Origin of the sequence: Actinomadura sp. 21ATH (assembly GCF_041951345.1) — a bacterium.
In the GTDB taxonomy this organism is placed as follows: domain Bacteria; phylum Actinomycetota; class Actinomycetes; order Streptosporangiales; family Streptosporangiaceae; genus Spirillospora.
Map to the genome: position 1 here is coordinate 91,556 of NZ_JBGNUR010000009.1, position 18,973 is coordinate 110,528.

The window sequence follows — 18,973 nt, forward strand, 5'->3', positions numbered from 1 at the left end:
GCCGGCCGCACGGGGTCAGGCCGCCGCCGCGGCCCGCTCGAACGCCGCGTACACGTCCTCGCCGAACAGCACGAAGCGCGCCTCGGCCACCTTCGTGGGGGTGGCGCGTACCGTCCCGACCGCGATCCGCGCCGCGTCGTCCACCGGCCACCCGTAGACGCCGGCCGACACCGCGGGGAACGCCACCGACGCCGCCCCCAGCTCGTCGGCGACCCGCAGCGCCTCCCGGTAGCAGGACGCCAGCTTGCCGGACCGGTCCTCGGACGCCGAGTAGACCGGCCCGACCGTGTGGATCACCCACCGCGCCGGCAGCCGCCCCGCCGTCGTCGCCACCGCCTGACCGGTCGGCAGCCCGCCGCCGTAGTGGGACGCGCGCAGTTTGCGGCACTCGTCCAGGATCTCCGGCCCGCCCGCCCGGTGGATCGCGCCGTCGACCCCTCCCCCGCCGAGGAGGGAGGAGTTGGCGGCGTTCACCACCGCGTCGACGCTCTGCCGGGTGATGTCGCCCTGAACGAGGGTGATGCGCATGGCACCGAGCCTAGGGCCTCAGTCGTCGTCGCCCTCGCCGTCCCGGTCGTCGTCGTCGGCGTCGTCGCTCTGGTCGTCGTTGTCGTCGTCGGCGTCGGCCGTGTTGGCGGTGACCTTGCCGGTGGCGGTGTCGATCCTGAGGTCGCGCTCGGTGCCGTCGGCGCCGGTCAGCTCGACCTCCCAGGACCTGCCGTCGTCGTCCAGGTCGACCGAGGTGACGGTGCCCTTGGCGGTCCGGAGGGCGGTGCGGGCGGCCTGGACGGCGTCGATCTTGGCGGCGTTCAGGCGGCGGGCGTCGTCCCGGTCGTCGGAGCCGTCCCGGTCGTCGCGGTCGTCGTCCTGCCGGTTGGTCGCCACGGTGCCGGTGTTGGCGTCAACGACCTCGTCGCGGAAGGTGTTGCCGGAGAGGACGTCGACGTCCCAGGTCCGCTTGCCGGCGTCGTCGTCGTCCAGCTCGATCGACTCGATCCGGCCGCCGGGGACGGCCTTGAGCGCGGCCGCGGCCGCCTGCTCGGCGGTGATCTTGACGTCGGTGACGCGGCGGTCGCCGCGCTCGCCGTCGTCCTCGGCGGCCAGGGCGGTCGCGGCGCCCCCGGCGGCCAGGACGCTCGCGGCGGCGACGGTGACAAGGATCTTCTTCATCGTTTCCTCCCGTGGTACGGCGGGCGTCTCGGTCCCTCCCGCCGACGGACACCACGGTGCCGGACGATCCTGAGGCGAACCTGAAGCCACCTGAAGCCTTCTTCAGGTGCGGTTTGGCAGGCTGGGCGCATGCGCCTGCTGATCGTCGAGGACGAGAGACGCCTGGCCACGTCGCTGGCCGGCGGCCTGGCCGCCGAGGGGTTCGCGGTCGAGGTCGCGCACGACGGCCTCACCGGGCTGCGGCGCGCGCTGGACCACCCGTTCGACCTCGTCGTGCTGGACATCATGCTGCCCGGGATGAACGGGTACCGGGTGTGCGCCGAGCTGCGCGCGGCCGGGGTGGAGACGCCGATCCTGATGCTGACCGCCAAGGACGGCGAGTACGACGAGGCCGAGGGCCTCGACACCGGCGCCGACGACTACCTGACCAAGCCGTTCTCGTACGTCGTGCTGCTGGCCAGGGTCCGGGCGCTGCTGCGCCGGCGCGAGCGGGCCGGCGGCGCACCGGCGATCACGGTGGGCGACCTGACCGTCGATCCGGCGTCCCGGCGGGCGCTGCGCGGCGACGTGGAGGTCGAGCTGACCGCCAAGGAGTTCGCGGTGCTGGAGCATCTGGCGGTCAACGCGGGGCAGGTGGTGTCCAAGACGCAGATCATGGAGCACGTCTGGGACTTCGCGTACGACGGCGACCCCAACATCGTCGAGGTGTACGTGAGCGCGCTGCGCCGCAAGCTGGACGCCCCGTTCGGGCGGCGCTCCATCCAGACGGTGCGGGGCGCCGGCTACCGGCTGGACGCGGGAGGGGGCTGAGTGCGCTCCGTACGGGCCAGGACGACCCTCGGCGCGACGGCGGTCGTCGCGGGCGCGCTCGTCGCGATCGGGCTGGCCGTGGTGCTGCTGCTGCGCTCCGATCTGGCCGGGCGGACCGACCTCCAGGCCGAGGTGACGGCGCGCGAGATCGCCGCGCAGATCGCGGGCGGCACCGCGCCCGCGCGGCTGGACCTGCCGGACGCCGACGAGCACCCGGTGCAGGTCGTGGACGCGGCGGGCCGGGTCCGGGCGGCCGACGACGACCTGCGCTCGGTCGGCGGCTTCACCGTGCGGCCGGCCCCGCGGGGCGCGGCCCCGGCCGGGGAGAGCGAGGACGGCGAGGACGACGACGATGACGACGGCGGGCCGCCGCCGAGCGGGCAGGTGTCCACGGACGCGGAGTTCGTGACGGGCACGGCGACGGTCGAGGGCGGGCGCGGCGACTACCGGTTCGCGGTCGTGCGGGCGTCCACGCCGGACGGCGAGACGTTCGCCGTGTACGCGGGGACGAGCCTGGCCACGACCCGGCAGGCAGTCGGCACGGTGGTGCGGGCGATGCTGGTCGGGCTGCCGGTCCTGCTGGTCGTCGTCGCGGGCGTGACGTGGCTGGTCACGCGGCGGGCGCTGCGGCCGGTGGAGGCGATCCGGGCGGAGCTGGCGGCGATCACCTCGTCCGGCGATCTGACCCGCCGCGTCCCGGTGCCGGGCTCGCGGGACGAGGTGGCGGGGCTCGCGGCGACGACGAACGCGACGCTGGCGGCGCTGGAGGAGTCGGTGGCGCGGCAGCGCGGGTTCGTCGCGGACGCCTCGCACGAGCTGCGCAGCCCGATCGCCTCGCTGCGCACGCAGCTGGAGGTCGCCGCCGCGCATCCCGAGCTGCTGGATCTGGACGGGGCCGTGGACGACGTGGTCCGGCTCCAGCACCTGGCCGCCGATCTGCTGCTGCTGGCCCGGCTGGACGCGGGCGACCGGCCGCCGGAGGCGTCCCCGGTCGAGCTGGCCGATCTGGTCCGGGACGAGACGGCGCGGCGCGAGGCGGCGGCCGGCGGCGAACGCGGCGGCGAGGGCAAGGGCGGTGACGGGGGCGGCAGGGTCACGTTCCGTACAGATGTGGACGCATCACCACTTGTCGCCGGACCGCGCGGGCGGATCGAACGCGTGCTCGGCAACCTTCTGGACAACGCGCGGCGGCATGCAGACACTGTTGTTCTCGTCACACTCCGCGAGCGCGGGGGTGAAGCGGTCCTGACGGTCGCGGACGACGGGCCGGGGGTACCGGCCGCCGAAAGGGAGCGGATCTTCGAGCGTTTCGTCCGGCTCGACGACGCCCGCGCGCGCGACGAGGGCGGCGCCGGACTGGGCCTGGCCATCGCCCGTGACCTGGTGAAGGCGCAAGGCGGTACGCTCGCGGTGGGTGAGGCCCCGGCAGGGGGAGCGCTGTTCGAGGTGCGGCTGCCCGTCCGCGGGGCCACGGATTCCCGGCGGACCGAAAATACGTGACCGTCCGTGCTCCATTGGAATCCACGGGTGGATGGCGGAACACTGGTCCCGGTGTGACCTGGGGCGGGAGTCTGCCTAAGCTGCCACCGGGACGACCACAATGGTGCGCATATCGTGGAGGTACCCCCCTTGAAGATTCTCGTCGCCGGCGCGACCGGTGTCGTGGGACGCCGGCTGGTCCCGATGCTCGTCCAGGCGGGCCACGAGGTCGCCGGCACCACCCGCCGCCCGGAGCGCGCCGAGTCGCTGTCCGATCTGGGCGCCGCGCCCGTCGTCCTCGACGTCCTGGACGCCGGGGCGGTGCGCGAGGCGGTACTCGCCGAGCGCCCGGACGCGATCATCCACCAGCTGACCGACCTCGCCGACGAGGACTTCGACGCCAATTCGCACCTGCGGATCGTCGGCACCCGCAACCTGGTGAAGGCGGCCCGCGAGGCGGGCGTCGAGCAGATGATCGCGCAGAGCATCGCCTGGCTGTACGTGCCCGGCGAGCGCCCCGCGGTGGAGAACGACCCGCTCGACCCGGCGCTGCCGCCGTCCAAGGGCGTGCTGGCGCTGGAGGAGGCGGTCGCGACGATGCCGCACGGCGTCGTGCTGCGCTATGGAGCGCTCTACGGCCCCGGCACCTGGTACGCCCCGGACGGCGCGATCGCGCAGCGGGTGCGCGCCGGCAACCTGCGGCCCTCGCCCGCGTGGACGTCGTTCGTGCACGCCGACGACGCGGCGGCCGCGGCGCTGGCGGCGCTGGAGTGGCCGGCCGGCGCGGTCAACATCGTCGACGACGAGCCCGCGACCACCGCCGACTGGCTGCCGGTCTACAGCGCGGCGCTGGGCGCGCCCCTTCCGGGCACGGCGCGGCACGCCGCCGCGACCGGCCGCCCGGTATCCAACGCCAAGGCCCTCAGCCTCGGCTGGAAGCCGACGGTCCCGTCGTGGCGGACCGGCTTCGCCGACATGGACTGAGACTCAGGAGAACTGGAAGGACCGCTTCGACAGGCCGTACCAGTAGCCGTCGATGACCGAGCGGCGCTCGCCCTCGCCGGCGGCGCCGAGCGCCACGAACAGCGGCGCGAAGTGCTCGGTGCGCGGGTGCGCGATGCGCGCGGCGGGCGCCTTGGCGCGGAAGTCGAGCAGCGCGTCGGTGTCCCCGGAGCGGACGGCGCGGTCGGTCCAGTCGTCGAACTCCGCCGACCAGGCCGGCGGCGGGGCGCCGGGGCCCGGCCGCATCTCGCGCAGGTTGTGGGTGGTGAAGCCGCTGCCGACGACGAGCACGCCCTGGTCGCGGAGCGGGGCGAGGCGGCGTCCCAGCTCGTACAGCCGCGCGGGGTCCAGGGTGGGCATCGACAGCTGCAGGACGGGGACGTCGGCGTCCGGGTACATCTCCACGAGCGGGACGTACGCGCCGTGGTCGAGCCCGCGCTCCTCGTCCTGGTGCAGTCCCGGGACGAGCCCGCGCAGGTCGGCGGCCAGTCCGGGCGCGCCGGGGGCCTCGTACCGGACGTCGTAGTAGCGCTGTTCGAAACCCCAGAAGTCGTAGACGAGCGGCACGGTACGGGTCGCGCCGATGCTGACCGGCGCCTCCTCCCAGTGCGCCGACACCATGAGGACGGCCTCCGGCCTGGGGAGTTCCGCCGACCAGCGCGCCAGCTCCGCGGTCCACTCGGGGTCGTCGGCCAGCGGCGGGGCGCCGTGGCTGAGGTAGAGCACGGGCATGCGGCTCATCGGGGCCTCCAATAGTTGAACTCTCAACTGCCAATCATACTTGAGTGTTCAAATATTGACTAGACTGTCTCCATGAGCGAGCCCCGCTGGCTGGACGAGGACGAGCAGCAGACCTGGCGCGCGTTCCTGTGGACCTCCCGGCTGCTGAACGAGGCGCTGGACCGCCAGCTCCAGCGCGATTCGGGCATGCCGCACACGTACTACATGATCCTGGCCATGCTGTCGGAGGCGCCGGGCCGCGCGATGACGATGACCGCGCTGGCCGCCGAGGTCCGCTCCTCCCCCAGCCGCCTCTCGCACGCCGTCGCCCGGCTGGAGGAGTCCGGCTGGGTACGGCGGACCAAGCCGCCGGACGACCGCCGCACCACGATCGCGGAGCTGACCGACAAGGGCTTCGACGTGCTGGCCGAGGCCGCCCCCGGGCACGTCGAGGAGGTCCGCCGCCACCTGTTCGACCCGCTCACCCGCGAGCAGGCGCTCCGGCTCCGCGAGACGCTCCGCACCCTGCTCGGCAACCTCGACCCCGACGGCCGCGGGCCCGACATCTTCGGGCCGTCCTCATGACCGGATGACGACCTCCCGGGACGCCTCCGGATAGGCCGCCGCCAGCAGCCGCTCGCCCTCCTCCGCCAGGGCGGCGCGCTCCGCCCCGGTCACCGGCGCGAACAGGTCCACGCCGAGCGTCGCCGCCTCGCGCCTGTGCTCCATCTTCCACATGCCCCGCACGAAGCCATCGACGAGGACGGTCGCGCGGATGATCCCGTTCACCGTGAAGATCCGCTTGCGGTCCTCCTCGGTCACAATGCGCGCCCGGTCGGCGTGCGACAGCGTCAGGTTGTCGAACTCCGGGACGTACCGGACGGGCGCCGGCGTCTCCGGGTCGGGGCGCGGGGCGTCCGGCAGGTCGTACAGCGTCCGGCCGTTCTCGTCGGCGAACGCGGCGAGCCCGCCGCCGAGCCGCTCGACGACCTCGCCGAGGCGCGTCAGGCCCGACCAGTGCTGCACGTCCTGGACGGTCGCCGGCCCGAACGCCGCCAGGTACCGGCGTACCAGGTCCTCGATCGACGGCGCGGCGTCCAGGTCCCGGCCCAGCCACGTCCGCAGCGTCGTGTGCCGGGCGACGCCGCTCCGGCCCCAGACGCCGCGCGGCGGCACCTGCACCAGCGGCAACCCGGCGCGCACCGCCCAGGCCAGCAGCGCGGCGTCCCCGTCCGGCCACCTCCCGGCCAGGTGGGCGCGCAGTTCCTTGTCCGTGCGCGGCTCCTCCTCGAAGAACGCCCGCGCCACGTCCCGGACGGCCGCCAGGTCGACCCCGGCCGGCCCCGCGCCCTGCGGGCCCGCCACGTACCGGTCGAGGACCGGCTGCGTCAGCGGGCGGATCGCCACCGCGTCGCGCGCGCTGACCAGGTGGAGCGTGCCGCGCATCAGCACCATCCGCAGCGCGCGCCGCTCTCGCACCAGGTCCGCCAGCTCCTCGAACCCGAAGCCCTCCAGCCGGCTCCACAGCCCCACGTACGGCGGGTTCGGCGCCTGCGCCTGCATGCCCACCAGATGCTCGATCGCGTCCAGGGCGGGCATCGCGTGCCGCCTCAGCAGCAGCTGCCGTTCGAGAAGGGCGCGGTTGAGCGCCCTCTTTCCGAGGACCTCAGCCGTCATGGCGACTCCGCCGCACGTTGATCACCGTCCCATCATCGCCTTTCCCGCACGCCAGGAGAAACGGACCATGCCGGACATGAGCGCCGTGGACTTCGGCCTGTTCGCCGGCCGCGGCCTGGCCGCCGCGGTCCTGGGCCCGGCGCACGAGCAGGCCCTCCTCCGTCCGGAGTACGGAACCTCCACCTCCAGACGGTTACGCAGAGCATGGAACCGGCTCCACACTGTAACTATTCCCGGCGGCGCCGCCACTGGGGAGGCCACGAAAGGACGATCATGCGACGCTCATCCCACCTCCGCTGCCTCGCCGCCGTCGCAATGGCGACCGCACTGACGGCCGGCGCCACCGCCACCGCCGCGCAGGCCGCGGCGGGCCCGCCGCCCGGCCAGGGCGGGCACGACTTCGCCTACGCCGGCGTCATCATCTGGGCCGAGCCGCGCGCCGGCTCCACGCAGACCGGAAGGGGCTATCCCGGCCAGGGGTGGCGCACCGACCGCGTCGAGCAGCACGCCGAGTACCAGTGCGAGACCCACTCCACCGACTGGTGGCACTACGGCCGCAACCTCGCGACCGGTGTCGTCGGCTGGGTACCCGGCTGCAACCTCATCCAACTCTGACGTGTCACGGACCGGGGCCCGCAACCCGGTCCACCCCTCACCCTCACGAGCACTTGACGGACGCATCGGCACGCCTCAGTATGAACATATGTTCATGAACACGTGTTCATGACGTTGAAGGGAGATGGGCGTGGGCGTGAATCAGGGACAGGTGGATGCCTGGAACGGGTACGAGGGGCGGCACTGGGCCGAGCACTTCGAGCGGTACGACGCCGTCAACAGCGGCTTCAACGGGTTCGTGCTCGATGGCGCGGGGATCGGCGCCAAGGACCGGGTGCTCGACATCGGGTGCGGGAACGGGCAGTTGACGCGGCTCGCGGCGGGGCTCGGGCGGGAGGCGGTGGGGGTCGATCTCTCGGCGCCGATGCTGGGCCGGGCGCGGGAGCGGGCCGCGGCGGAGGGGGTCGCGAACGTCGACTTCCGGCAGGGGGACGTGCAGGTGCATCCGTTCCGGGAGGGCGAGTTCGACGTGGCCCTCAGCCGGTTCGGGGTGATGTTCTTCGAGGATCCGGTGGCGGCGTTCTCGAACGTCCACCGGGCGCTCGCGGACGGCGGGCGGCTGAGCTTCGCGTGCCTGACCCGGCTCGCCGGGACGGATCTCGGGGCGGTGTTCGCGAAGATGGACGAGGTCCTGCCGCCGGTGACCGGGCCCGAGGGCACCGGGCCCACGTCGTTCTCCGACCCGGAGCGGATCGAGGAGGTGCTGACCGCGGCCGGGTTCCGCGGGGTCGAGTGCACGTGGGTGGAGGCCGAGCAGGTCTGGGGGCGCGACCTCGCGGACGCGGCCGGGTTCCTCGGCGGCTGGGGGCCGGTCGAGTACCACCTGCGGCTGGCCGGGCCGGAGAAGGCGGCGCTGGCGCGCGAGGCGCTGGCCGAGGGGCTGCGGCCGCTGGAGCGGGACGGTGCCGTACGGGCGAGGGGGACGGCGTGGCTGGTCACCGCACGGCGCTGAGGCGGGTCGTGGTCCTCGGCGGGTACGGGGCCGTCGGCCGGGAGGCCGCGGAGGCGCTGCGGGAGCGGGTCCCCGAGGTGGTCGTGGCCGGACGGGATCTCGCAAAGGCGCGGGGCGTGCCGGGCGCCGTCCCGATGCGGGTGGATCTGCGCGGCGACCTGGACGAGGCCCTGGCGGGCGCGGACGCCGTGGTGATGTGCGTCGACCAGGGGAACGCGCGGGTGGCGCGGGCCTGCTTCGAGCGCGGCGTCCACTACGTCGACGTGACGGCGTCGTACGGGGTCGTCCGCGAGATCGAGGCGCTGGACGCCGGGGCCGCGACGGGCGTGCTGAGCGTGGGCCTCGCCCCGGGCGTGACGAACCTGCTGGCGCGGCTGTGCGGCGGGAGCCGGGCCGACATCGGGGTGCTGCTCGGTTCCGGTGAGCGGCACGGGGTCGCGGCGGTCGAGTGGACGCTGGACGCGCTGGCCGAGGTCGGCCCGGGGTGGACGATGCGTTTCCCGGAGCCGTACGGCCGGCGGGCGGTGCGCGGGTTCCCGTTCTCCGACCAGCACACGCTGCCGCGCACGGGCGGCTTCGAGCGGGTGCGGACGGGCCTGTGCCTGGACTCGCGGGCGCTGACCGGGCTGCTCACCGGGCCGGTGTCGCACCTGGTACGGCACCCGCGCGGCCGCGCGCTCGTGCTGGCCGTGCTGAGCAGGGTCCATGCCGGAGGCGAGGGCTTCGCGGTGACGGTCTCCTCGGACCGGGGGGCGGCGTCGTTCGCGGGGAGGCGGCAGAGCCGGGCGTCGGGGCTGGCGGCGGCGCTGGCGGTACGGGAGCTGGCCGGGATGCCGCCGGGCGTCCACCATCTCGACGAGGTGGTGGAGCCGGCGCGGTTCCTGCGCGAGCTGGCCTCCTACGGGTTCGCGTTCGGCGAATACGATGCGGGGTGATGTCACCGAGACGAGCCGCGGTGCTGCGCGACGGCGGGGAACGCAGCCTGCGCGAGCACCTGATCGCCACCGCCGAGCGCCTGATCTCCGAGCGCGGCACGGCGGGCCTGACCGTGCGCGCGATCGCGCGGGAGGCGGGGGTCGCCGACGGGGTGCTGTACAACCACTTCGCCGACAAGGAGGAACTACTCGCGCACGCGCTCAAGGCGCACGTGCGGACGGTGGAGCGGGGCCTGGTCGCGCTGCCGGAGCCGGGCGCCGGCACGGTGGCGGAGAACCTGCGCACCCACATCCGGTACGGGCTGGCCATGCACAAGGGGATCCTGCCGGCGATGGCGGGGCTGATCGGCCGGCCGGAGGTCCTCGCCCGGTTCGCGGACGCCGGCGAGCCGGGCGAGGACTGGCGCGACCGCCTGCTCGGCTACCTGGCGGCGGAACGGGAGCTGGGCCGGATCGCGCCCGGTGCGCGGGTGGAGCCGGCCGCCTCGATGATCGTCGGGGTGTGCCACGAGGCCGTGCTGGCGCTGCTGTTCGGCGGGTCGCCGCCGGAGCCCGACGTGGACGGCCTGGTCGCCACCCTGCTGGACGGCCTCAGCCCCTAGCCGCGGCCCTCACCCCATGGCCATGGCGGCGCGGACCTCCGCGAGCGTGCGGCCGGCGACCTCGTTGGCGCGCTCGTTGCCCCGGTCCAGGACGCGGCGCAGCTCGCCGCGGTCGAGCCCGGCGCGGCGGGCGCGGATGGGGCGCAGGAACTCGTTCACCGAGTCGACGACGGTCTTCTTGAGCGCGGCGGCGCCGCCGGAGCCGATCTCGGCGGCCACCGCGTGCGGGTCGCGGTCCTGGCAGAGGGCCGCGATCCGCACCAGGTTGGACACCTCGGGGCGGGTCTCGGGCTCGTAGGTGATCTCCCGCTCGGCGTCGGTCTTCGCGCGCTTGACCAGCCGGGCGACCTCGTCCGGGCCGGCCGAGAGGGCGATGGCGTTGCCGCGGCTCTTGCTCATCTTCCGGCCGTCGGTGCCGAGGAGGAGCGGCGCGTCCGAGAGCAGGGCGTCCGGTACGGGGAACACGGGCCCGTACCGCTCGTTGAAGCGGCGCGCGACCAGCCGGGCGATCTCCTGGTGCGGCAGTTGGTCGCGGCCGACGGGGACGAGGTCGGCCTTGCAGAAGAGGATGTCGGCCGCCTGGTGGACGGGGTAGGTGAACATCAGCCCGCTGACGGTCGCCTGCCCGGACACGCTGATCTCGTCCTTCACCGTGGGGTTGCGGCGCAGCTCGCCGACCGAGACGAGGGACAGGAACGGCAGCATGAGCTGGTTGAGCGCGGGCACGGCGGAGTGCCGGAAGATCGTGGCGCGGTCGGGGTCGATGCCGACGGACAGGTAGTCGGCGACGAGTCCCTCGACGTGCTCGGGGAGGCGGTCGGCGACGTCCCGGTCGGTGAGGACCTGGTAGTCGGCGACCAGGACGAACAGGTCGCCGCCCTCGCGCTGGAGCCGGACGCGGTTGGCGAGGGTGCCGAAGTAGTGCCCCAGGTGCAGGGGTCCGGTGGGGCGGTCGCCGGTGAGGATCGTGCTGGTCTTCGTGCTGGGCAAGGTGCTCTCCTCAAGGTGGGGAGGGCGCCCGTCCAGGCGGTGCCGTTCTGCGCGGTGCAACGAGAAGGGCCGCCCGGAGGGACGGCCCTGGTGGTACGCGGGATGAGTGGCCGTCCTAGGACGGCCACCAGCCGAGGTACGCGTGTCGCTGCATGCCGGTCAGGATACCGAACGGCGGAGAGCGCGAAGAAGGGAAAGCGATAGATAATCCGTTAACGGACGAAAGTTGTAGGCTGGGGGCATGGCCACCGTCACTCCCACCCGCACCGAGCCGGACCTGTCCTTCCTGCTCGACCACACCAGCCACGTCCTCCGCACCCGGATGAGCGCGGCGCTCGCCGAGATCGGGCTGACCGCGCGCATGCACTGCGTGCTGGAGCACGCCCTGGAGGAGGAGCGCACCCAGATCCAGCTCGCCGAGATCGGCGGCATGGACAAGACGACCATGGTCGTGACCGTGGACGCGCTGGAGGCGGCCGGGTACGCCGAGCGCCGCCCGTCCAGCAAGGACCGCCGCGCGCGGATCATCGCGGTGACCGAGTCCGGTGCCGAGATCGCCGCGCGGAGCACGCGGATCGTCGACCGGGTGCACGAGGAGGTGCTGGGGGCGCTGCCCGAGGACGAGCGGGCGGTGTTCGTGCGCGCCCTGAACCGGCTGGCCGGCGGGCTGCTGGCCGAGCCGGTGGAGTGCCCGACCCCGGTCCGGCGGGCCCGCCAGCGCAGCCGCTGAACAAATAAATCCGCGACAGATAGTCTGCAACAAAACTATCTGCTACCGTCTCTCCTGTTGTCACTGAACGCACGGGAGCGACCATGCAGACCTCTTCCCCCTCTTCACCCTCTTCACCGGATTCGCCCGCACGCTCGCGCCGGCTCGCGCTGGGCGTGCTCGCCACCGGGACCCTGATGGTCATCCTGGACGGCAGCATCGTCACCGTGGCGATGCCCGCCATCCAGCAGGACCTCGGCTTCTCCCCCGCCGGCCTCAGCTGGGTCGTCAACGCCTACCTGATCGCGTTCGGCAGCCTGCTGCTGCTCGCCGGCCGGCTCGGCGACCTGCTGGGCCGCAAGCGGATGTTCGTCGCCGGCACGGCGGTCTTCACGCTGGCCTCGCTGCTGGCGGGGGCCGCCACCGACCCGGCCGTCCTGGTCGCCGCCCGCTTCCTCCAGGGCCTCGGGAGCGCGATGTCCTCGGCGGTCGGCCTCGGGATCCTGGTCACGCTGTTCACCGAGGCCCGCGAACGGGCCCGGGCCATCGCGATCTTCTCGTTCACCGGCGCCGCCGGGGCCTCCATCGGCCAGGTGCTCGGCGGCGTCCTCACCGACCTGCTGAACTGGCACTGGATCTTCTTCATCAACCTGCCGATCGGACTGGTCCTGGTGGCGGTCGCACTGCCCGCGCTGCCGTCCGACCGCGGCCTCGGCCTGTCGGCCGGCGCCGACGTCGCCGGTGCCGGGCTGGTCACCGCCGGGCTGATGCTCGGCATCTACACGATGGTCAAGGTCGAGGAGCACGGCTGGACGTCGGTGCGCACGCTCGGCCTCGGCGCGGTCGCGATCGCGCTGCTGGCCGCCTTCTTCGCCCGCCAGGCCACCGCCCGCGTCCCGCTGATGCCGCTGCGGATCCTGCGGTCGCGCGCCGTCGCCGGCGCCAACCTGGTGCAGATGCTGATGGTCGCCGCGCTGTTCTCGTTCCAGATCATCGTCGCCCTGTACATGCAGAAGGTGCTCGGGTACGGCGCGCTGGAGACCGGCCTGGCGATGCTCCCGGCGGCGGTGGTGATCGGCGCGGTGTCGCTCGGCGTCTCCACCCGGCTCATCGGCCGGTTCGGCGAGCGCACCGTCCTGCTGACCGGGATCGTGCTGCTCACCGTTCTGCTGGGGCTGCTCGCCCGCATCCCGGAGGACGCGGACTACGCCACCCGGCTGCTGCCGCTGATGTTCCTGGCCGCCGGCTTCGGCCTCGCCCTGCCCGCGCTGACCTCGCTCGGCATGTCGGGGGCCCGCGACGACGACGCCGGGCTCGCCTCCGGCGTCTTCAACACCACGCAGCAGGTCGGGATGGCGCTCGGCGTCGCGCTGCTGTCCACGCTCGCGGCCTCCCGGACGGCGGGCCTGCTGGACGAGGGCCGGACCGAGGCCGCCGCGCTGACCGGCGGCTATAACCTCGCCTTCGGAGTCGGCGCCGGGCTGCTGGCGGCGGCGTTCGTGATCGCGCTCCTCGTCGTACGGCGCCCCGCGACCCCGGCCCCGCCCCTCGCCCCGGCCGCCGCCGTCCCCGAGGCGCCCGCCGGCAAGACCCCTCTCGGTGCCTGAACCGACGCCCGAAGACCACTGGCACCTGCCTGAACACCGAACGCGAGGAGAATCCGATGACGGACACCGGCGAGCAGCAGCCCGGCCCCGAGATCCTGACCGACGCGGACGTGTCCGCCTTCCTGGGCGAGAACCTCTTCGGAGCGCTCGCGGCCGTCAAACGCAGCGGCCACCCGCACCTGTCCACGGTGCTCTACAAGTGGGACCCCGCCGAGCGGATCGTGCGCGTCTCGTCCACCAGGGACCGCCTCAAGGTGCGCCAGCTCCGCAACGACCCGCACGCCGCGCTCTACGTGACCTCCCGCGACCACACCAGGTACGCGGTGGTCGAGGGCACGGCCGAGGTGGCGGAGACGACCGAGCCGGGCGACGCCGCCGGCCTGGAGCTGCTGGCCATGACGCCGGGGTTCGAGGACGGCGCCGAACGGGAGGCGTACCTCAAGCAGCAGGTCGAGGAGGGCCGCGTCGTGATCAGGCTCCGGGCGGAACGCCTGTACGGGATGGGCCTGGATCTGCCTCCGGAGATGCAGGAGCTGTAGCGGGCCCCGCCCCGCCTCGCGCCGCGGCACCGGTGTCCACCGGCCGCGGCGCGAAGCCGTTCGCGAGCGCGATGACGACCACGACCAGCAGCGCCGGGACGAGGAAGACCGGCCGCATCCCGGCCGGCGCGAGCGCCCCGGCGATCGCGGCGCCCAGCACGAAGCCCACGTAGTTGAAGACGTTCAGCCGCGCCACCGCGACGCCCAGCCCGGTCGGGTCCACCTGGCCGGCCGCCGAGAACGCCACCGGCGCGACGACGCTGAGGCCGAGCCCGGCGACCGCGAACGCGGCGATCGCGGCGGCGGCGTTGGGCGCGGCCACCACGCCGATCATGCCGGCCAGGCCCACGATGCCGCCGAGGCGGACGACGAGCGCGCCGCCGTACCGGCGGACGCCCAGGTCGGCCGCGGCCCGGCTGGCGACCATGGCGATCTGGTACGCCACGTACCCGAGCGGCGCCGCGAAGTCGCTCGCGCCCAGCTCGTCCTCCAGGAACTTGGCGCTGTAGCTGGAGACGACGGAGTCGGCGAGGTAGAAGACCCCCATGGCGATGCCGACGATCAGCACCGGCCGCCAGGGGACGTGTTTCGCGGCGGCCTTGAGCTGCTCCGCGCTGGGCCCGGTGCCCTCCTCGTCCTTGCGGAAGAGCCGCGGGCCGGTGGCCAGCGAGATGATCGCGCCGAGGGCGGCGGGCACCGCGAACCCGGGCAGCAGGCCCAGGTCGAGCTTGTTGGCCAGCGCCACCCACAGGCCGCCGAGGATCCCCGCGACGCTCCACACGGCGTAGAAGCCGGTGAGCAGGCTCATCCCGTAGCGGCGCTCGGCGCTCACGGCCTGCGCGTTCATCCCGGCGTCCACGGCGCCGACGGACACCCCGAACAGCGCGACCGCGACGTACAGGGGGAGCAGGTTCCCGCCGGTGAGGCCGACCAGCGTCATCGCGGCGCACACGCCGGGCTGCGCGACCCGCAGGACGGGCCCGCTGCCGAAGCGGGCGAACAGCGACCCGGCCACCACGCTGCCGACCCCGGCGATCACCGGGACGAGCAGCAGCACCAGCGCGAGCGCGCCGTCGCTGAGGCGGTGCGCGTCCTGCACCTGCGGTACGCGCGTCACGAGCGAGGCGAAGCACAGCCCCTGGACCGCGAACGCGGCGTTCACCGAGAACCGTGCCCGGCGGTTCCGTACGGTCATCGACACGCGGCCCTCCTCAGGGTGGCTGGCGTGGAGGGCACTCTACGGCAGAACACAAAACTTATTCACGTTCGGTCGCCGTGAATTCCGCGGTGTTCCCGGAAACACGAAACGCCTGGGCCCGTCAGGCGGCCCAGGCGTCGGCTCCGTACTGAAGCGGCGGTACGGCGGCTAGTGCGGCAGCGCGTACAGCAGCAGCGGCACCCCGGCGATGACGGGGACCGCGACCATGGCGGCGAACCGGGCGGAACGCCCGACCGGCTCCGGCTCCAGCAGCCGGTTGACCCGGGCCATGACCGGGATGTGCCCGCCGTCGGCGTTGGCGACGCCGAGCGTGCCGGACGGCGCGGCGGCCGGGCGGGCGGCGGCGAACCGCAGCAGCGCGGTGGCCAGCTCGCGCGGCGGCCGGTGCCGGCGGGCACGGTCGTCGGCGGCCATCTCGATCAGCAGCTCGACCGCGTCCAGGCAGCGCCCCACCAGATGGATCTGCGGGAACACCTGGCGCAGCGAGGCGAACGGCAGCAGCACCAGGTCGTGCCGCTCGCGCGCGTGCGCCCGCTCGTGCGCCAGCACCGCGGCCAGCTCGGCGGGGTCGAGCAGCGCGAGCGTCCCGGCGCTCACGACCACCTTGGACGAGCGGACCCCGGGGACGCAGTAGGCGGCGGCCCCGGGGTGATCGAGTACGAGCGTGCCCCTGGGCACGGCCGAGTCGCTGCGCGATACGAGCGCGAGCAGCGCGCGATGGCGGCGGCGGGCCCGCACGACGCGGACGACCGCGTACCCGAGCATGGTCAGCAGCACGGCGGCCAGGCTGATCGCGGCGAGCAGCGCGGCGACGTGCGCGGTGCCGAGCCGGCCCGCCTGGTCGCCGAACAGTCCGGGCATGCCGCCCACGATGCCCTTCTGGTACGGCAGCAGCGCCAGCCCCAGCAGCGCTCCGATGGTCGCCACGCCCCAGCTGAGCCCGAGCGCCTGCCACAGGGCGATGCCGATCCGCGGCGCGCGCCACGTCCAGCGCGCCCTGGACAGCAGGTGGGCCCCGCCGATCGTCCCGATCGAGAGCAGTGCGAGCAGGGCGGTGCCGGTCATGCGGGTCGCTCCTTCACGGAGGTCAACTCACCGAGGGCTTTGGCGATCACGGCGGCCTCGTCCTCCGAGACCGACCGGACGAAGTGCACCAGGGCGGCGCCGCGGTCGCCGGTCTCGTCGAGCGCGCCCAGCATCAGCTCGGTGACGTACCGCTCGCGGCTGGCCACCGGGCGGTAGCGCCACGCGCGGCCGTCGCGCTCGCGCTGGAGGAAGTCCTTCTTGGCGAGGCGGTCGAGGACGGTCATCACGGTGGTGTGCGCGAGGTCGCGGTCACCGGCGAGGGCGCGGCTGACGTCGCGCGCGGTCGCGGCGCCGCCGCCGGCGTCCTCCCTCGCCCAGAGGACCTCCATGACCGTGCGTTCAAGCTCTCCCAGACCCTTCACGGCGACCAGGATATGCGACCGGGAGCGACATCACCACGCCGGGTAGTACTACAACATCAAGTACTACAAGCCGTAGTACTACGGCCGGTCAGGTGAGCAGCGTCGCCCCGCGTGCCGCTCTCCGAGAATGAGGCGGCCACCGGGCGGGTAGCAGCAGAAATAGGACGAACGGGGGCCTGGAAATGAACCACCGACTCAGCACCACGGACGCCGAGACCGACGCCCGGCAGCGCATCGCCCGCGTCGGCACCGGCGCCAGCACCGGCCGCGGAACGCTCGACGCGAACGAGGGACCCGGCACCCGGGACGCCGACCAGGACGCCGGCCGGCACGTCCGGCACCTGGGAACGGGCGGGCACGGGGACACCGGCGACGTGCCGCCGGACGCCCGGTCCGGCACCGAGGACGCCCGCGCGGACGCCCGGCACCGCGTCCGGTACGTCGGAACGGGCTCGGAGCACGACGCCGGGCACCTCGAAACGCACGAGGGCCCCGGCACGCGCGAGGCCGACAAGGACGTCGAGGGGCGCCTCCGCCGCGTCGGCACCGGCGCGGCCGCCCGCGCCGGGGACCCGTCCCGCTGACCGGGGCCGCGCGGGGCCGCGGACCATCGCCCGCCGCGGCCCCGCGCGGACCTCCCCCGAGTCCTCGGAGACTCAGAGGACGAGGTCCCGGAGATCCACCGACTCCGCCATGGCGCGGGCACCGGCGTCGTTCAGGTGCATGCCGTCGCCGCCGTCGAACTCCGGCCGGATGAAGTCGGGCCGCTCCGGGTCCTCGACCGCCCGCGCGACATCGAAGACCGCGTCGAACGCCCCGCCCGCGCGGATCCACTCGTTCACCCGCCGCCGCGCGGCCAGCCCCTCCGGGGTGCTGATCCCCGGGTAGATCGCCCCGGCGAACGGCCCGATGGTCGCGGCCAGGACCGCCAGCCCCGCCGCCCGCGCCCGCCGTGCCAGCTCCCCGAACCCCTCGATCAGCCGCTCCGCCTCCGCCGGCGGCCGCCCCACCATCCCCGGCAGCCCCAGATCGTTGATGCCGAAGTGCAGCAGCACGTGCGTGGCACCCGGCACCGCCACCACGTCCCGGTCGAAGCGCGCCAGCGCGTGCTCGCCGATCTCGTCCTCCAGCAGCCGGTTCCCGGCGATCCCCTGGTTGACGGCCCAGCCCCTGGCGAGCCGCCCGTTGAGGACGTCCACGGACCGGCGGTCGGCGTCCATGGTCGTTCCCACGCCCTCGAACCAGGAGTCGCCGAACGCCACCGCGACCGCGGTCCCCTCGGGCGCGAGCACGTCCACCCCGGTCACGTAGAACCGCGCGGCGGCACGCTCCGCCCCCGGCAGCGCCGCCGCCGAGGCGAGGTTCCCGTCCGCGACGAAGGCCGTCGCCATCGGCTGGTGCGAGTACGTCGCCAGGCCGGTCTCGCCCGGCAGGTAAAGGCTCAGCGCGAGCTCGCCCCCCGCCGCCACGGCCATGTCCACGGGGTCGCTGACGACCTCGCCGCCCGCCGGCACGGTCACCTCGTCCGCTCCGGAGAACCGCACGCCGGTGTCGGTCTCCGGCACGATCTCGTCACCGGCCTTGCGCAGCGCGACGCGCGCGGCGCCGATCCGCAGCGCGTCCCGCCCGTACCGGTTGCTCAGCCGGACCCGCAGCCGCTCCCCGCCGCCCGCCATCCGCAGCACCTGGCGCACGGTCTGGCCCGCGAACCCGCGCGGCTCGGCGAGCTTGATCTCCTCGTACGGGCTGATCACCCCGGTCCGGAAGCCGGCCACCCACGCTCGGGAGTCGTTCATGAGACACTCCAAAAGTTGACGCGAGGAATATTGATGACGCAAGCATGCACCGAATCATTCCTCACGTCAACTATCCCGGCGACAACAAATCCCGGTAGGGTCCTCACCATGGACGACCTCTTCGCCGATCCCCGCCTCACCGCCGCCGGCCTGCTCTGGGAAGCCGGCGCCGGACTCTCGGCCAAGGTCGACCCCCTCCTGAAGGAGCACGGGCTCTCGGCGCTGGACCTCAACGCCCTGATGCGGCTGAGCCGCTCCCCCGGCCGCCGCCTGCGGATGACGGACCTCGCCGCCCAGACCGGCCTCTCCACCAGCGGCGTCACCCGCCTCATGGACCGCCTCGCCCGCAACGGGCTGGCCGACCGCGAGTCCTCCGCCGACGACCGGCGCGCGACCTACGCCGTCCTCACCCCCGCCGGCCTGGAGCGCCTCGAACGGGTCATGCCCGGCTACCTCGCCGTCGTCGACCGCTGGATCACCGGCCTCCTGCCGCCCGACCAGCTCGACGCCCTGGTCGCCGCCCTCCGCACCATCCGCGACGCCGCCAACCCCGAGGCCGTGGCCCGCACCCCCGACTGACCCCCCGCCGCGTCAGGGGCAGAGGGCCCGGTTCGAGGTGGAGCCGTCTCTACCTCGACATGGCGGCCATTACCGGAACGCCGGGCCCGGCCCTCCACTACCATCACCCGATTCACCTACCGAA

22 protein-coding genes are annotated in these 18,973 nt (G+C 73.9%); 13 read left to right on the forward strand and 9 right to left on the reverse strand.

Going from position 1 to position 18,973, the window contains the following annotated elements; genetic code table 11:
- Positions 1-15 precede the first annotated feature (15 nt).
- Positions 16-528 carry an O-acetyl-ADP-ribose deacetylase gene (locus ACA361_RS25190; RefSeq protein WP_375015660.1) on the reverse strand — a complete coding sequence of 171 codons (513 nt, stop codon included), beginning with the start codon at positions 526-528 and terminating at the stop codon, positions 16-18.
- Positions 529-546: 18 nt separating this feature from the next.
- Positions 547-1,170 carry a PepSY domain-containing protein gene (locus ACA361_RS25195; protein WP_375015662.1) on the reverse strand — a complete coding sequence of 208 codons (624 nt, stop codon included), beginning with the start codon at positions 1,168-1,170 and terminating at the stop codon, positions 547-549.
- 129 nt (positions 1,171-1,299) lie between these two features.
- On the opposite strand from ACA361_RS25195, the gene ACA361_RS25200 reads away from it, so the two are divergent.
- The 3 genes from ACA361_RS25200 to ACA361_RS25210 all read left to right on the forward strand — a co-directional run bounded on the left by ACA361_RS25200 (position 1,300) and on the right by ACA361_RS25210 (position 4,443).
- Complete coding sequence (locus ACA361_RS25200; RefSeq protein ID WP_375015664.1) at positions 1,300-1,980, forward strand: response regulator transcription factor; 681 nt, start codon at positions 1,300-1,302, stop codon at positions 1,978-1,980.
- Positions 1,981-3,480, forward strand: a complete 1,500-nt coding sequence (locus ACA361_RS25205) for a sensor histidine kinase (protein WP_375015666.1) — start codon at positions 1,981-1,983, stop codon at positions 3,478-3,480. It begins immediately after the preceding gene.
- A gap of 129 nt (positions 3,481-3,609) precedes the next feature.
- Entirely contained in the window at positions 3,610-4,443 is an 834-nt protein-coding gene (locus ACA361_RS25210) for an NAD-dependent epimerase/dehydratase family protein (RefSeq protein ID WP_375015668.1), read from the forward strand.
- A 3-nt stretch (positions 4,444-4,446) separates the two neighbouring features.
- Here the strand turns inward: ACA361_RS25210 and ACA361_RS25215 are convergent, their stop codons facing one another.
- A complete protein-coding gene (locus ACA361_RS25215) occupies positions 4,447-5,202 on the reverse strand; it encodes a dioxygenase (RefSeq protein WP_375015670.1) in 756 nt (251 codons plus the stop codon).
- A 72-nt stretch (positions 5,203-5,274) separates the two neighbouring features.
- On the opposite strand from ACA361_RS25215, the gene ACA361_RS25220 reads away from it, so the two are divergent.
- On the forward strand, positions 5,275-5,766 hold the full coding sequence (locus ACA361_RS25220; RefSeq protein ID WP_375015672.1) for a MarR family winged helix-turn-helix transcriptional regulator: 492 nt from the start codon (positions 5,275-5,277) through the stop codon (positions 5,764-5,766).
- Here ACA361_RS25220 and ACA361_RS25225 read toward each other — a convergent pair.
- Positions 5,761-6,858, reverse strand: a complete 1,098-nt coding sequence (locus ACA361_RS25225; protein WP_375015674.1) for a winged helix DNA-binding domain-containing protein — start codon at positions 6,856-6,858, stop codon at positions 5,761-5,763. The two genes, ACA361_RS25220 and ACA361_RS25225, sit on opposite strands and share 6 nt — an antisense overlap.
- 273 nt (positions 6,859-7,131) lie before the next feature.
- On the opposite strand from ACA361_RS25225, the gene ACA361_RS25230 reads away from it, so the two are divergent.
- The 4 genes from ACA361_RS25230 (at position 7,132) to ACA361_RS25245 (ending at position 9,962) form a co-directional block, all read left to right on the forward strand.
- Positions 7,132-7,473: a hypothetical protein gene (locus ACA361_RS25230; RefSeq protein WP_375015676.1), complete on the forward strand. Its 342-nt coding sequence runs from the start codon at positions 7,132-7,134 to the stop codon at positions 7,471-7,473.
- A 130-nt stretch (positions 7,474-7,603) separates the two neighbouring features.
- On the forward strand, positions 7,604-8,425 hold the full coding sequence (locus tag ACA361_RS25235; RefSeq protein WP_375015677.1) for a class I SAM-dependent methyltransferase: 822 nt from the start codon (positions 7,604-7,606) through the stop codon (positions 8,423-8,425).
- Positions 8,401-9,360, forward strand: coding sequence for a saccharopine dehydrogenase NADP-binding domain-containing protein (locus ACA361_RS25240; protein ID WP_375015679.1), 960 nt, complete (start codon positions 8,401-8,403; stop codon positions 9,358-9,360). The genes ACA361_RS25235 and ACA361_RS25240 overlap by 25 nt, the downstream gene beginning before the upstream one ends.
- Positions 9,360-9,962, forward strand: a complete 603-nt coding sequence (locus tag ACA361_RS25245; RefSeq protein ID WP_375015681.1) for a TetR/AcrR family transcriptional regulator — start codon at positions 9,360-9,362, stop codon at positions 9,960-9,962. Before ACA361_RS25240 ends, ACA361_RS25245 begins: the two co-directional genes overlap by 1 nt.
- Before the next feature lie 9 nt (positions 9,963-9,971).
- Here the strand turns inward: ACA361_RS25245 and trpS are convergent, their stop codons facing one another.
- Positions 9,972-10,952 carry a tryptophan--tRNA ligase gene (gene trpS / locus ACA361_RS25250; protein WP_375015683.1) on the reverse strand — a complete coding sequence of 327 codons (981 nt, stop codon included), beginning with the start codon at positions 10,950-10,952 and terminating at the stop codon, positions 9,972-9,974.
- Positions 10,953-11,193: 241 nt separating this feature from the next.
- Here trpS and ACA361_RS25255 point away from each other — a divergent pair, with 241 nt between their 5' ends.
- From ACA361_RS25255 to ACA361_RS25265, 3 genes are all read left to right on the forward strand, one after another.
- Positions 11,194-11,682 carry a MarR family winged helix-turn-helix transcriptional regulator gene (locus ACA361_RS25255; protein WP_375015685.1) on the forward strand — a complete coding sequence of 163 codons (489 nt, stop codon included), beginning with the start codon at positions 11,194-11,196 and terminating at the stop codon, positions 11,680-11,682.
- Between the two features lie 83 nt (positions 11,683-11,765).
- Positions 11,766-13,268, forward strand: a complete 1,503-nt coding sequence (locus ACA361_RS25260) for an MFS transporter (protein ID WP_375015686.1) — start codon at positions 11,766-11,768, stop codon at positions 13,266-13,268.
- 56 nt (positions 13,269-13,324) lie between these two features.
- A complete protein-coding gene (locus ACA361_RS25265; protein ID WP_375015687.1) occupies positions 13,325-13,807 on the forward strand; it encodes a pyridoxamine 5'-phosphate oxidase family protein in 483 nt (160 codons plus the stop codon).
- On the opposite strand, the gene ACA361_RS25270 is transcribed toward ACA361_RS25265, so the two are convergent.
- The 3 genes from ACA361_RS25270 to ACA361_RS25280 all read right to left on the reverse strand — a co-directional run bounded on the left by ACA361_RS25270 (position 13,740) and on the right by ACA361_RS25280 (position 16,474).
- A complete protein-coding gene (locus ACA361_RS25270) occupies positions 13,740-15,002 on the reverse strand; it encodes an MFS transporter (RefSeq protein WP_375015688.1) in 1,263 nt (420 codons plus the stop codon). The genes ACA361_RS25265 and ACA361_RS25270 overlap by 68 nt on opposite strands.
- A 171-nt stretch (positions 15,003-15,173) precedes the next feature.
- Positions 15,174-16,091: a M56 family metallopeptidase gene (locus tag ACA361_RS25275; RefSeq protein WP_375015690.1), complete on the reverse strand. Its 918-nt coding sequence runs from the start codon at positions 16,089-16,091 to the stop codon at positions 15,174-15,176.
- Complete coding sequence (locus ACA361_RS25280; RefSeq protein WP_375015692.1) at positions 16,088-16,474, reverse strand: BlaI/MecI/CopY family transcriptional regulator; 387 nt, start codon at positions 16,472-16,474, stop codon at positions 16,088-16,090. The genes ACA361_RS25275 and ACA361_RS25280 overlap by 4 nt, the downstream gene beginning before the upstream one ends.
- Before the next feature lie 182 nt (positions 16,475-16,656).
- On the opposite strand from ACA361_RS25280, the gene ACA361_RS25285 reads away from it, so the two are divergent.
- A complete protein-coding gene (locus ACA361_RS25285) occupies positions 16,657-17,058 on the forward strand; it encodes a hypothetical protein (protein WP_375015694.1) in 402 nt (133 codons plus the stop codon).
- A gap of 72 nt (positions 17,059-17,130) precedes the next feature.
- Here the strand turns inward: ACA361_RS25285 and ACA361_RS25290 are convergent, their stop codons facing one another.
- Positions 17,131-18,270, reverse strand: coding sequence for a GDSL-type esterase/lipase family protein (locus tag ACA361_RS25290; RefSeq protein WP_375015696.1), 1,140 nt, complete (start codon positions 18,268-18,270; stop codon positions 17,131-17,133).
- Positions 18,271-18,378: 108 nt separating this feature from the next.
- Between ACA361_RS25290 and ACA361_RS25295 the strand changes: the two genes are divergently transcribed.
- Positions 18,379-18,849 (forward strand): MarR family winged helix-turn-helix transcriptional regulator, encoded by a 471-nt coding sequence (locus ACA361_RS25295; RefSeq protein ID WP_375015698.1) that lies wholly within the window; start codon positions 18,379-18,381, stop codon positions 18,847-18,849.
- The last annotated feature ends 124 nt before the right edge of the window (positions 18,850-18,973 follow it).